The sequence below is a fragment of the Streptomyces sp. NBC_00075 genome (assembly GCF_045041225.1).
Lineage (GTDB): Bacteria > Actinomycetota > Actinomycetes > Streptomycetales > Streptomycetaceae > Streptomyces > Streptomyces adonidis.
The window spans coordinates 4,592,460-4,605,650 of the sequence record NZ_CP108243.1 but is presented as its reverse complement, the minus strand read 5'-3'; the positions used below and the strand labels follow the sequence as shown (position 1 = coordinate 4,605,650).

Annotated in this window: 7 protein-coding genes and 3 rRNA genes; 9 read left to right on the top strand and 1 reads right to left on the bottom strand. The window is 63.4% G+C overall.

What is annotated here, in order from left to right:
- Window positions 1-202: 202 nt before the first annotated feature.
- From OG787_RS19890 to proC, 3 genes are all read left to right on the top strand, one after another.
- Window positions 203-1,012 (top strand): ABC transporter ATP-binding protein, encoded by an 810-nt coding sequence (locus OG787_RS19890; protein ID WP_405535909.1) that lies wholly within the window; start codon window positions 203-205, stop codon window positions 1,010-1,012.
- Complete coding sequence (locus OG787_RS19885; protein WP_405535908.1) at window positions 1,009-1,797, top strand: ABC transporter permease; 789 nt, start codon at window positions 1,009-1,011, stop codon at window positions 1,795-1,797. Before OG787_RS19890 ends, OG787_RS19885 begins: the two co-directional genes overlap by 4 nt.
- 200 nt (window positions 1,798-1,997) lie before the next feature.
- Entirely contained in the window at window positions 1,998-2,810 is an 813-nt protein-coding gene (proC, locus tag OG787_RS19880) for a pyrroline-5-carboxylate reductase (RefSeq protein ID WP_369037915.1), read from the top strand.
- Window positions 2,811-2,813: 3 nt separating this feature from the next.
- On the opposite strand, the gene trpS is transcribed toward proC, so the two are convergent.
- On the bottom strand, window positions 2,814-3,842 hold the full coding sequence (gene trpS, locus OG787_RS19875; RefSeq protein ID WP_405535907.1) for a tryptophan--tRNA ligase: 1,029 nt from the start codon (window positions 3,840-3,842) through the stop codon (window positions 2,814-2,816).
- Window positions 3,843-4,607: 765 nt separating this feature from the next.
- On the opposite strand from trpS, the gene OG787_RS19870 reads away from it, so the two are divergent.
- The 6 genes from OG787_RS19870 to OG787_RS19845 all read left to right on the top strand — a co-directional run bounded on the left by OG787_RS19870 (window position 4,608) and on the right by OG787_RS19845 (window position 12,931).
- Window positions 4,608-6,132 (top strand): 16S ribosomal RNA (locus tag OG787_RS19870).
- Window positions 6,133-6,438: 306 nt separating this feature from the next.
- Window positions 6,439-9,561 (top strand): 23S ribosomal RNA (locus OG787_RS19865).
- A gap of 92 nt (window positions 9,562-9,653) precedes the next feature.
- Window positions 9,654-9,770, top strand: a 5S ribosomal RNA gene (gene rrf, locus OG787_RS19860).
- Together the 16S, 23S and 5S rRNA genes form the textbook arrangement of a ribosomal RNA operon.
- 74 nt (window positions 9,771-9,844) lie before the next feature.
- Window positions 9,845-10,549 carry an HAD family hydrolase gene (locus OG787_RS19855; protein ID WP_405535906.1) on the top strand — a complete coding sequence of 235 codons (705 nt, stop codon included), beginning with the start codon at window positions 9,845-9,847 and terminating at the stop codon, window positions 10,547-10,549.
- Between the two features lie 23 nt (window positions 10,550-10,572).
- Complete coding sequence (locus tag OG787_RS19850; RefSeq protein WP_369037111.1) at window positions 10,573-11,805, top strand: MFS transporter; 1,233 nt, start codon at window positions 10,573-10,575, stop codon at window positions 11,803-11,805.
- Window positions 11,756-12,931 carry an acetoin utilization protein AcuC gene (locus OG787_RS19845; protein ID WP_405535905.1) on the top strand — a complete coding sequence of 392 codons (1,176 nt, stop codon included), beginning with the start codon at window positions 11,756-11,758 and terminating at the stop codon, window positions 12,929-12,931. The genes OG787_RS19850 and OG787_RS19845 overlap by 50 nt, the downstream gene beginning before the upstream one ends.
- Window positions 12,932-13,191 lie beyond the last annotated feature (260 nt).

Below are 13,191 nucleotides of genomic sequence, written 5' to 3'. Positions count from 1 at the left end.
CCCATTGTCGGCAAGTAGGACAGGCGTAGCACCCACTGCGCACGGCTCCCGGCCGAGAACCGGAGTCAAAGGAAGCCCCGGGAGTCACCCGAACCGGAGGCCCCTCCTCCGATCACCCCACCACGCGCCTGCGCCCCCACCCGCTCGACGCACCACCTTGACGAGCTTGACGAGTCGCCGAACGACGAGCACTATTCATCACATGATGAATTACAGCGACCCGCCTCCCGGAAGGGCCGTCGAAGCCGTCCGGGCCGAAGCCCTCACGGTCGTACGAGGAACCCGAACCGTCCTGCGCGCCCTCGACTTCACCGTCCCGCGCGGCCAGATCACCGGCCTGCTGGGCCCCTCGGGCTGCGGAAAGTCGACCCTGATGCGCGCGATCGTCGGCACCCAGGCCAAGGTCACCGGCACCCTGGAGGTCCTCGGCCACCCCGCCGGCCACGCGACCCTCCGCAACCGCATCGGTTACGTGACCCAGGCCCCGTCCGTCTACGACGACCTGACGGTCCGCCAGAACCTCGCCTACTTCGCCGCGATCCTCGACCCGGGCCGGGCGGCCGCCGACCGCCGCCACGAGAACGTCAGCCGCGCCATCGCCGACGTCGACCTCTCCACCCACACGGACACCCTCGCGGGCAACCTCTCCGGCGGCCAGCGCAGCCGCGTCTCCCTGGCGGTCGCTCTCCTCGGCGCCCCCGAACTCCTGGTCCTGGACGAGCCGACGGTGGGCCTGGACCCCGTACTCCGCCGCGACCTGTGGGCCCTGTTCCACACGATCGCGACGACCCGCGGAGCGACGTTCCTGATCTCCTCCCACGTCATGGACGAGGCCGAACGCTGCCACCGCCTCCTCCTCATGCGCGCCGGCGAACTCCTGGCCGACGACACCCCGGAGGCCCTGCGCACCCGCACGGCGACGGAGACGGTGGAGGAGGCGTTCCTGCACCTGGTGGACGAAGCGAAGCAGCCGCAGACGGACCGGACAAAGAGGAAGCAGCCCCAGCGATGACCACCGCAACCACCCCCGCGGCCCCCACCCACCCCCGCACAACGGCCTTGAACGCCTCCCGTACGACAGCCACGGCCGCCCGCGTCCTGGCCCAACTCCGCCACGACCCCCGCACCATCGCGATGCTGATCGTGCTCCCGAGCCTGCTCCTGCTCCTCCTCCGCTACGTCTTCGACGGCAACGAACGCACGTTCGACGGCATCGGAGCGTCGCTCCTCGGGATCTTCCCCCTGATCACGATGTTCCTGGTGACCTCGATCGCCACCCTGCGCGAACGCACCTCGGGCACCCTCGAACGCCTCCTGGCCATGCCACTCGGCAAGGGCGACCTCATCGCCGGCTACGCCCTGGCCTTCGGAATCCTGGCGATCATCCAGTCGGCCCTGGCCACCGGCCTGGCGGTCTGGCTCCTGGGCCTGGACGTGACGGGCTCCCCCTGGCTCCTCCTCCTGGTGGCCCTCCTCGACGCCCTCCTCGGCACGGCCCTGGGCCTCTTCGTCTCGGCCTTCGCGTCGTCGGAGTTCCAGGCGGTCCAGTTCATGCCGGCGGTGATCTTCCCCCAGCTCCTCCTCTGCGGCCTCTTCACCCCCCGCCCCGAGATGCACCCGATCCTGGAGGGAATCTCGAACGTCCTCCCCATGTCCTACGCGGTGGACGGCATGAACGAGGTCCTCACCCACACAGAAATCACCACCAACTTCGTACGAGACACCCTGATCGTCGCGACCTGCGCCCTACTGGTCCTCACTCTGGGAGCAGCAACCCTCCGCCGCCGAACGACGTGAGTGTCCTTGTCTTTTCAGCCCGTCCGGCGTTTGAGGACAAAGGGGGGTCTGGGGGCGCAGCCCCCAGGGATGGGAACGGGCAGGGGCGGCGGGGGCGAGAAAAATCCACAGACATCCCGCCCACCGGACACAAACCCCACCCCCCACCCCCCAATGCGAGGATGACCCCGGACGACGCAACCCCCGGAGGGCACCGCACCATGACCCAGAAAGTCGCAGTCCTAGGCACCGGCAAAATCGGCGAAGCCCTGCTCAGCGGAATGATCCGAGCCGGCTGGGCCCCCGCCGACCTCCTGGTCACCGCCCGCCGCCCGGAACGAGCCGAAGAACTCCGCACCCGCTACGGAGTAACCCCGGTCACGAACCCCGAGGCCGCCAAGACCGCCGACACCCTGATCCTGACGGTCAAACCGCAGGACATGGGAACCCTCCTGGACGAACTGGCCCCGCACGTCCCCGCCGACCGCCTGGTCATCAGCGGAGCCGCCGGCATCACCACGACCTCCATCGAGGCCCGCCTCACCACCGGTACCCCGGTCGTCCGAGTGATGACGAACACCCCGGCGCTCGTCGACGAGGCCATGTCGGTCATCTCCGCCGGCACCCACGCCACCGCCGACCACCTCGCCCACACCGAGGAGATCTTCGGCGCCGTCGGCAAGACCCTCCGCGTCCCCGAGTCCCAGCAGGACGCCTGCACGGCGCTCTCCGGCTCGGGCCCGGCGTACTTCTTCTACCTCGTCGAGGCCATGACGGACGCCGGCATCCTGCTCGGCCTGCCCCGCGACAAGGCCCACGACCTGATCGTCCAGTCCGCGATCGGCGCCGCCGTGATGCTCCGCGACAGCGGCGAACACCCGGTGAAGCTCCGCGAGAACGTCACGTCCCCCGCGGGCACCACGATCAACGCCATCCGCGAACTCGAGAACCACGGCGTACGAGCAGCCCTCATCGCCGCGCTGGAAGCAGCCCGGGACCGCAGCCGAGCCCTGGCCTCGGGCAACAACACCTGACGCCTACCGAGGCCCCGCGCCCACCACAGCCCCGGAAGCCGCAGGCAGCAGCCCGATCGCACGATAGGCGGCATCAACGGTGGGCCGGGCCATGACCCGCGCCCGCTCGGCCCCGTCCCGCAGCACCCCCTCCACGAACGCGGGATCGGCACACAACTCCCTGTGCCGGTCCTGCACGGGCCGAAGAACCTCGACCACGGCCTCGGCGGTGTCCCGCTTCAGATCCCCGTACGACGAGTACACGCCACCCAACCCCTCCGGATCCCCGCCCGTACAGGCGGCCAGAATCTCCAGCAGATTCGAGACGCCGGGCCGCCCCTCCCGGTCGTACACGACATCCCGCCCACTGTCGGTCACGGCCCGCATGACCTTCTTCCGCACCACGTCGGGCTCATCGAGCAGATAGACGATCCCCGGCCCGACGTCCTCGCTCTTCCCCATCTTCGACATCGGCTCCTGAAGGTTCATGACCCGAGCACCTACCGCCGGACGCGTGGCCCGCGGCACCACGAACGTATGCCCGTACCGCTGGTTGAACCGCACAGCCAGATCCCGGGTCAGCTCGACATGCTGCGTCTGATCGTCCCCGACAGGCACCTCGTCGGCCCCGTACGCCAGGATGTCCGCCGCCATCAGCACGGGATACGTCAGCAACGACAGCCGCACACTCCCACCCCGAGCCCGCTCCCGCGCCGCCTTCTCCTTGTACTGGATCATCCGCCGCATCTCCCCGTCGGAAGCAACGCACTCCAGCACGTACGACAACCGCGTGTGCTCGTCCACGTGACTCTGTACGAACACGGTGCACAGCTCCGGATCGAGCCCCGACGCCAGCAGCAGCGTGGCCGCCTGCCGACTGAGCCGACGCACACGCGCCGGATCGTGGTCAACGGTCAGCGCGTGCAGATCGACGATGCAGAACAGGGAGTCCGCTTGGTGCTGGTCCACCGCGGCCCACCGCCGCATGGCCCCCAGGTAGTTCCCCAACGTCAGATGCCCGGTCGGCTTGACCCCACTGAAGACCCGCGTCATCTCGTCCCCATCTCCTGATCTTCCGGTCGAGACCACCGCACCCGGCCGGCCGACCCCTCTGGATGGAGAAACAAGAACGGCCGCCGAGGCGGCGGCCGTTGAGTACATACGTGTGTACGGCCGCCGTCAGGCGGCCCACCACTGCTGGGTGCACGTATGCGTAGTCATGGGCACGAGAGTACGCCGCAGAGACCCCGTCCGACACCGAGTTGACACACCTCAGGCCCGTACGTAGTGTTCTCCGAGTTGTCCGACGTGAGCGCCGACTCCGGTCGGTCCCCGGACAGCCATTCCGCAGGTACCAAGCAATGGTCGACGACCTGTCGTCGCGCCGTTGGCGTGTCATTGGCATGCGTATTCGCGAAATGAGGAATCCGCGTTCGAAAGGACGCAGCCCCCGATTAGCTCGGGGGCAGGGAATCCGCTAAAGTCTCACTCGTCGGAACGGCCCAACGGCCGGGAAGACAAGCCCCGCTGACTGGGAATCAGGCCCGAAAGGATCTGATAGAGTCGGAAACGCAAGACCGAAGGGAAACTGCCCGGAGGAAAGCCCGAGAGGGTGAGTACGAAGGAAGCGTCCGTTCCTTGAGAACTCAACAGCGTGCCAAAAATCAACGCCAGATATGTTGATACCCCGTCCATCACATTCGTGGTGGTCGAGGTTCCTTTGAAGTAACACAACACAGCGAGGACGCTGTGAACGGTCGGGCTTATTCCGCCTGACTGTTCCGCTCTCGTGTGTGTGGTCCCGATTACGGGAAAACATTCACGGAGAGTTTGATCCTGGCTCAGGACGAACGCTGGCGGCGTGCTTAACACATGCAAGTCGAACGATGAAGCCTTTCGGGGTGGATTAGTGGCGAACGGGTGAGTAACACGTGGGCAATCTGCCCTGCACTCTGGGACAAGCCCTGGAAACGGGGTCTAATACCGGATGATACTTCTGCTCGCATGGGTGGGGGTTGAAAGCTCCGGCGGTGCAGGATGAGCCCGCGGCCTATCAGCTTGTTGGTGAGGTAGTGGCTCACCAAGGCGACGACGGGTAGCCGGCCTGAGAGGGCGACCGGCCACACTGGGACTGAGACACGGCCCAGACTCCTACGGGAGGCAGCAGTGGGGAATATTGCACAATGGGCGCAAGCCTGATGCAGCGACGCCGCGTGAGGGATGACGGCCTTCGGGTTGTAAACCTCTTTCAGCAGGGAAGAAGCGCAAGTGACGGTACCTGCAGAAGAAGCGCCGGCTAACTACGTGCCAGCAGCCGCGGTAATACGTAGGGCGCAAGCGTTGTCCGGAATTATTGGGCGTAAAGAGCTCGTAGGCGGTCTGTCGCGTCGGATGTGAAAGCCCGGGGCTTAACCCCGGGTCTGCATTCGATACGGGCAGACTAGAGTGTGGTAGGGGAGATCGGAATTCCTGGTGTAGCGGTGAAATGCGCAGATATCAGGAGGAACACCGGTGGCGAAGGCGGATCTCTGGGCCATTACTGACGCTGAGGAGCGAAAGCGTGGGGAGCGAACAGGATTAGATACCCTGGTAGTCCACGCCGTAAACGGTGGGAACTAGGTGTTGGCGACATTCCACGTCGTCGGTGCCGCAGCTAACGCATTAAGTTCCCCGCCTGGGGAGTACGGCCGCAAGGCTAAAACTCAAAGGAATTGACGGGGGCCCGCACAAGCAGCGGAGCATGTGGCTTAATTCGACGCAACGCGAAGAACCTTACCAAGGCTTGACATACACCGGAAACGGCCAGAGATGGTCGCCCCCTTGTGGTCGGTGTACAGGTGGTGCATGGCTGTCGTCAGCTCGTGTCGTGAGATGTTGGGTTAAGTCCCGCAACGAGCGCAACCCTTGTTCTGTGTTGCCAGCAACCTCTTCGGAGGGTTGGGGACTCACAGGAGACTGCCGGGGTCAACTCGGAGGAAGGTGGGGACGACGTCAAGTCATCATGCCCCTTATGTCTTGGGCTGCACACGTGCTACAATGGCCGGTACAATGAGCTGCGATGCCGTGAGGCGGAGCGAATCTCAAAAAGCCGGTCTCAGTTCGGATTGGGGTCTGCAACTCGACCCCATGAAGTCGGAGTTGCTAGTAATCGCAGATCAGCATTGCTGCGGTGAATACGTTCCCGGGCCTTGTACACACCGCCCGTCACGTCACGAAAGTCGGTAACACCCGAAGCCGGTGGCCCAACCCGTAAGGGAGGGAGCTGTCGAAGGTGGGACTGGCGATTGGGACGAAGTCGTAACAAGGTAGCCGTACCGGAAGGTGCGGCTGGATCACCTCCTTTCTAAGGAGCATCTAGGCGCCAGCTCTTCGGAGTCGGCGTCCAGGGCCATTACGTCGGCACACGTTCGACGGTGGTTGCTCATGGGTGGAACGTTGATTATTCGGCACACTTGATCGTCTTCTCCTTCCAGTACTGTCCTTCGGGGCGTGGAACGAATGAGGGAAGCGGCGAGTGGGCCGGGCACGCTGTTGGGTGTCTGAGGGAATGAACCCCCTCGACGCCGACCCCGGTGCAGCATCACGTAAGTGGTGTGTGACGGGTGGTTGGTCGTTGTTTGAGAACTGCACAGTGGACGCGAGCATCTGTGGCCAAGTTTTTAAGGGCGCACGGTGGATGCCTTGGCACCAGGAACCGATGAAGGACGTGGGAGGCCACGATAGTCCCCGGGGAGTCGTCAACCAGGCTTTGATCCGGGGGTTTCCGAATGGGGAAACCCGGCAGTCGTCATGGGCTGTCACCCACATCTGAACACATAGGGTGTGTGGAGGGAACGCGGGGAAGTGAAACATCTCAGTACCCGCAGGAAGAGAAAACAACCGTGATTCCGGGAGTAGTGGCGAGCGAAACCGGATGAGGCCAAACCGTTTACGTGTGAGACCCGGCAGGGGTTGCGTATGCGGGGTTGTGGGATCTCTCTTTCACAGTCTGCCGGCTGTGAGACGAGTCAGAAACCGTTGATGTAGGCGAAGGACATGCGAAAGGTCCGGCGTAGAGGGTAAGACCCCCGTAGTCGAAACATTGACGGCTCGTTTGAGAGACACCCAAGTAGCACGGGGCCCGAGAAATCCCGTGTGAATCTGGCGGGACCACCCGTTAAGCCTAAATATTCCCTGGTGACCGATAGCGGATAGTACCGTGAGGGAATGGTGAAAAGTACCGCGGGAGCGGAGTGAAATAGTACCTGAAACCGTGTGCCTACAAGCCGTGGGAGCGTCGGACATCAAGCTTGCTTGGTGTCTCGTGACTGCGTGCCTTTTGAAGAATGAGCCTGCGAGTTTGCGGTGTGTTGCGAGGTTAACCCGTGTGGGGAAGCCGTAGCGAAAGCGAGTCCGAATAGGGCGTTTTAGTAGCGCGCTCAAGACCCGAAGCGGAGTGATCTAGCCATGGGCAGGTTGAAGCGGAGGTAAGACTTCGTGGAGGACCGAACCCACCAGGGTTGAAAACCTGGGGGATGACCTGTGGTTAGGGGTGAAAGGCCAATCAAACTCCGTGATAGCTGGTTCTCCCCGAAATGCATTTAGGTGCAGCGTCGTGTGTTTCTTGCCGGAGGTAGAGCACTGGATAGGCGATGGGCCCTACCGGGTTACTGACCTTAGCCAAACTCCGAATGCCGGTAAGTGAGAGCGCGGCAGTGAGACTGTGGGGGATAAGCTCCATGGTCGAGAGGGAAACAGCCCAGAGCATCGACTAAGGCCCCTAAGCGTACGCTAAGTGGGAAAGGATGTGGAGTCGCAGAGACAACCAGGAGGTTGGCTTAGAAGCAGCCACCCTTGAAAGAGTGCGTAATAGCTCACTGGTCTAGTGATTCCGCGCCGACAATGTAGCGGGGCTCAAGCGTACCGCCGAAGTCGTGTCATTCATACAACAGCCCCAACGGGTGTGTGGATGGGTAGGGGAGCGTCGTATGCCGGGTGAAGCGGCGGCGGAAGCCAGTCGTGGACGGTTTACGAGTGAGAATGCAGGCATGAGTAGCGATACACACGTGGGAAACGTGTGCGCCGATTGACTAAGGGTTCCTGGGTCAAGCTGATCTGCCCAGGGTAAGTCGGGACCTAAGGCGAGGCCGACAGGCGTAGTCGATGGATAACCGGTTGATATTCCGGTACCCGCTGTGAAGCGTCAAACATCGAACCAGGCGATGCTAAGTCCGTGAAGCCGTTCCGGACCCTTCGGGGAATGGAAAGTGGTGGAGCCGGCGAACCAGATCTGTAGTAGGTGAGTGATGGGGTGACGCAGGAAGGTAGTCCATCCCGGGCGGTGGTTGTCCCGGGGTAAGGGTGTAGGCCGTGCGATAGGCAAATCCGTCGCACATTAAGACTGAGACCTGATGCCGAGCCGATTGTGGTGAAGTGGATGATCCTATGCTGTCGAGAAAAGCCTCTAGCGAGTTTCATGGCGGCCCGTACCCTAAACCGACTCAGGTGGTCAGGTAGAGAATACCGAGGCGTTCGGGTGAACTATGGTTAAGGAACTCGGCAAAATGCCCCCGTAACTTCGGGAGAAGGGGGGCCATCACCGGTGATCCGTTTTACACGGTGAGCTGGGGGTGGCCGCAGAGACCAGCGAGAAGCGACTGTTTACTAAAAACACAGGTCCGTGCGAAGCCGTAAGGCGATGTATACGGACTGACGCCTGCCCGGTGCTGGAACGTTAAGGGGACCGGTTAGTCACTCTTCGGGGTGGCGAAGCTGAGAACTTAAGCGCCAGTAAACGGCGGTGGTAACTATAACCATCCTAAGGTAGCGAAATTCCTTGTCGGGTAAGTTCCGACCTGCACGAATGGCGTAACGACTTCTCGACTGTCTCAACCATAGGCCCGGTGAAATTGCACTACGAGTAAAGATGCTCGTTTCGCGCAGCAGGACGGAAAGACCCCGGGACCTTTACTACAGTTTGATATTGGTGTTCGGTTCGGCTTGTGTAGGATAGCTGGGAGACTTTGATCATCGGACGCCAGTTCGGTGGGAGTCGTCGTTGAAATACCAGTCTGGTCGTGCTGGATGTCTAACCTGGGTCCGTGATCCGGATCAGGGACAGTGTCTGATGGGTAGTTTAACTGGGGCGGTTGCCTCCTAAAGAGTAACGGAGGCGCCCAAAGGTTCCCTCAGCCTGGTTGGCAATCAGGTGTTGAGTGTAAGTGCACAAGGGAGCTTGACTGTGAGACCGACGGGTCGAGCAGGGACGAAAGTCGGGACTAGTGATCCGGCGGTGGCTTGTGGAAGCGCCGTCGCTCAACGGATAAAAGGTACCCCGGGGATAACAGGCTGATCTTCCCCAAGAGTCCATATCGACGGGATGGTTTGGCACCTCGATGTCGGCTCGTCGCATCCTGGGGCTGGAGTCGGTCCCAAGGGTTGGGCTGTTCGCCCATTAAAGCGGTACGCGAGCTGGGTTTAGAACGTCGTGAGACAGTTCGGTCCCTATCCGCTGCGCGCGCAGGAACATTGTGAAGGGCTGTCCCTAGTACGAGAGGACCGGGACGGACGAACCTCTGGTGTGCCAGTTGTTCTGCCAAGGGCATGGCTGGTTGGCTACGTTCGGGAGGGATAACCGCTGAAAGCATCTAAGCGGGAAGCCTGCTTCGAGATGAGTGTTCCCACCCACTAGATGGGTTAAGGCTCCCAGTAGACGACTGGGTTGATAGGCCAGATCTGGAAGCCCGGTAACGGGTGGAGGTGACTGGTACTAATAGGCCGAGGGCTTGTCCTCAGTTGCTCGCGTCCACTGTGTTGGTTCTGAAACCACGAACAACCCCACACCCAGGTCACGGGTGATGGTGCGGTTGATGTGTTTCACCGTGTTTCGGTGGTCATAGCGTGAGGGAAACGCCCGGTTACATTCCGAACCCGGAAGCTAAGCCTTACAGCGCCGATGGTACTGCAGGGGGGACCCTGTGGGAGAGTAGGACACCGCCGAACAAATATTGAGAAAACCCCCGCACTTTCGAGTGCGGGGGTTTTCTGCGTTTCGGGAGTTCTTTAGGGTCCTTGTTATGCGCTATGACCTCGTCATCTTCGACAACGACGGTGTGCTCGTCGACAGTGAGTCGATCTCCAACACGCTCCTGGCCGCCTATCTCACCGAGCTGGGGCATCCGACCTCGTACGAGGACTCCATCCGCGACTACATGGGCTCCGCCATGCACCGCGTACACGATCTGGTCGAGGAGCGGAGTGGGAGGCGGTTGCCAGGGGACTTCGACGAGGTCTTCCATGCTCGGGTGTTCGCCGCCTTCGAGCGGGAGTTGAAGCCGGTGGCCGGTGTCGTCGATGTGCTGGCGAAGCTGCGTGCGGACGGGGTGCCTTACTGCGTGGCTTCCTCCGGGAGTCATGAGCGGATTCGGGTTGGGCATCGGGCCGCCGGGCTTGAGCGGTGGTTCGAGGGTGGGCGGGTCTTCAGTGCGCAGGATGTGGGGCGGGGGAAGCCGGCGCCCGATCTGTTCCTCTATGCGGCGGAGCGTATGGGGGTGGCCGCTGAGCGGTGTGTGGTGGTGGAGGACAGTCCGCTGGGGGTGCAGGCCGCTGTTGCCGCCGGGATGGATGTGCTCGGATTCACCGCGATGACCCCCGCCGAGCGGCTCGTCGGGGCCACTCGACTCTTCGGCGGCATGGGGGAGTTGGGTGAGCTGTTGATGGGTCGCGTCGAAGATGTTGAAGATGAGAAAAATTCATCTTCTGATTCATCTACCCACGGGTAAGCCTGGGCCCTACGCTCGCGGCCATGACAGATGTGCTGCGGCGCGGTAGAGCCTCGCTGGCGTTCAGTTTCTTCGCCCAGGGCGTCGCCTTCGCGCTGCTCGTGACGCGTATCCCCGCGATCCAGGACCGGTACGGGATATCCGACGCGCTGCTGCCCGCCTTCCTGGCCGCCGTGCCGGTGTTGGCCGGAGTCGGCAGTGTCTGCACCGAGCAGTTGGTGAAGCGGGTGCCGCCCAGTCTCGTACTGCGGTGGTCGCAGCCCGTCGTACTGCTGGCGCTGCTCGGTGTCGGCGCCGGTGATCATGTGGCCGAAGTCGCTGTGGCGCTGGGGGCGTTCGGGCTGGCGGTCGGTGCGCTCGACGCGTCGATGAACATGCTCGGGGTGAGTCTGCAGCGGGCGTACGGGCGCAGCATCATGCTGGGGTTCCATGCCGTGTACAGCCTCGGGGGGATCTTGGGCGCCTCGCTGGCCTGGGTCGGTGCGCACTGGCATCTCGATCTGTTTGTGTCCTACCTGCCTGTGGTTCTTGTGCTGTTGCCGGTCGCGCTGGTCGGGAGCCGGTGGTACGTCGATGCCGGTGAGGCGAAGGAAGACGTGGTTCCGGGTGGGGCTGGGGGCGCGGGTGCTGCTTCCGGGGCCATTGTTTTCAAGATGCTGTTGCCGCTGTGTCTGGTGATGACCTTTGCCTATATCGGGGACTCGACCGTCTCCAACTGGAGTGCGAAGTATTTGCAGGACGTGCTCGGGAGTTCCGAGCAGCTCGCCACCGTGCCGTACAACGTGTACATGGTCACCACGCTTGTCGGGCGGGCCATCGGGGACCTCGGGGTGCGGAGGTTCGGGGCCGTGGCCGTCGTACGGGCGGGGGCGTTGGTGGCGGCGCTCGGGTTTGCCGTGGTGGCCGTGGCGCCGGGGGCCTGGGTGGGGATGCTCGGGTTCACGTTGCTGGGGCTCGGGCTCTGTGTGATCGTGCCGCAGACCTTCGCCGCCGCCGGGCGGTTGTTCCCGGGGGCCTCGGATGCCGCTGTTGCCCGGCTCAACATCTTCAACTACGTCGGGTTCTTGATCGGTTCGCCTCTGGTGGGGGCTCTGGGTGATCTGTGGAGTTACCGGGGGGCGATGCTCGTACCGATGGTGTTGGTCCTGGTGACGTTGAGGTATGCGGGGTCGTTCGATCCTGGACCGGCCCGATACGGTGACGGGCATGAGCGGGCGCGCACAGCTGATGTGGGACGAGGCAGTAACGGGGTATGACTTCGGGCCGGACCATCCGATGGATCCGGTTCGGCTCGCCCTGACCCGGCGACTTGTCGATGCCTTCGGGCTCGACCGGGATGTGGAGGTCGTCTCGGCGAAGCCGGCCGGGGAGTCGACGTTGCGGCTGGTGCATCGTGAGGACTACATCGAGGCGGTGAAGGCGGCTTCGGTGGATCCGGGGGCGGCTGACTCGGCGTACGGGCTCGGGACCGTTGACGATCCTGCCTTTGTCGGGATGCATGAGGTGTCCGCGTTGATCGCGGGGCAGTCTGTGGGGGCCGCGGAGGCTGTGTGGAGTGGGGAGGCTCTGCATGGTGTGAACTTCGCGGGTGGGCTGCATCATGCGATGCCTGGCGGCGCGTCCGGGTTCTGTATCTACAACGACGCCTCGTTGGCCATTGCCCGGTTGCTTGAGCTGGGGGCCGAGCGGGTCGCCTATGTGGATGTGGATGTGCATCACGGGGACGGGGTTCAGGCCGCGTTCTGGGAGGATCCGCGGGTCCTGACGATCTCGCTGCATGAGCATCCGCGCACGTTGTTTCCGCAGACCGGGTGGCCTGAGGAGACGGGGGCGGCTGGGGCTGCGGAGGGGAGTGCCGTCAATGTGGCGTTGCCGGCGGGGACCGGGGATGCCGGGTGGTTGCGGGCGTTTCACGCTGTTGTGCCTGAGTTGATCGCGGATTTTCGGCCGCAGGTGCTGGTTACTCAGCATGGGGCCGATACACATTTTGAGGATCCGCTGGCTCATCTTGCCGTGTCGTTGGATGCGCAGCGGGCTGTGCAGGTTGCCTGTCATGAGCTTGCGCATGAGTACGCGGGTGGGAAGTGGGTTGCGTTGGGTGGGGGCGGATACGCGGTGGTTGAGGTTGTGCCGCGGTCGTGGACGCATCTTGTGGCTATTGCGGCGGGGCGGGCTGTTGAGCCGGGGGCTGTGATTCCGGAGGGGTGGCGGCAGGAGGTTTTTGCGCGTACGCGGCAGTTGGCGCCGGCTCGGATGACTGATGGGCGGTGGCCGGTGGCCTACGCCGAGTGGGAGTTGGGGTATGACCCCGCCGACCGTCTTGACCAGGCGGTCATCGCTGCGCGGCGGGCGGTGTTTCCGTTGCGGGGGTTGTTGGCTTAGGTCGGGTTTTTCTCGCCCCCGCCGCCCCTACCCGTCCCATCCCGTTCCTGGGGGCTGCGCCCCCAGACCCCCCTTTCGGCCTGAACGGCCTCGTCCTCAAACGCCGGACGGGCTGAAGTGCCCCGGCCCGCGTTGAAGAGGCGCCGCCTGTGCTGCGGAAGCGGTGGGGGTGCCGGGCGGTGTTCGAGATGCCCTCGGCTCTCGCTGGATCGGGGTCCCGGTTCTGTCCCGTTGCGCCAACTGTGGGGTGTTTCTGGGGT

Coding starts and splice junctions, on each gene's coding strand:
- OG787_RS19845 (WP_405535905.1), top strand. CDS start 11,756: ATGAGCGGGCGCGCACAGCTGATGTGGGACGAGGCAGTAACGGGGTAT.
- proC (WP_369037915.1), top strand. CDS start 1,998: ATGACCCAGAAAGTCGCAGTCCTAGGCACCGGCAAAATCGGCGAAGCC.
- trpS (WP_405535907.1), bottom strand. CDS start 3,842: ATGACGCGGGTCTTCAGTGGGGTCAAGCCGACCGGGCATCTGACGTTG.
- OG787_RS19885 (WP_405535908.1), top strand. CDS start 1,009: ATGACCACCGCAACCACCCCCGCGGCCCCCACCCACCCCCGCACAACG.
- OG787_RS19855 (WP_405535906.1), top strand. CDS start 9,845: ATGCGCTATGACCTCGTCATCTTCGACAACGACGGTGTGCTCGTCGAC.
- OG787_RS19890 (WP_405535909.1), top strand. CDS start 203: ATGATGAATTACAGCGACCCGCCTCCCGGAAGGGCCGTCGAAGCCGTC.
- OG787_RS19850 (WP_369037111.1), top strand. CDS start 10,573: ATGACAGATGTGCTGCGGCGCGGTAGAGCCTCGCTGGCGTTCAGTTTC.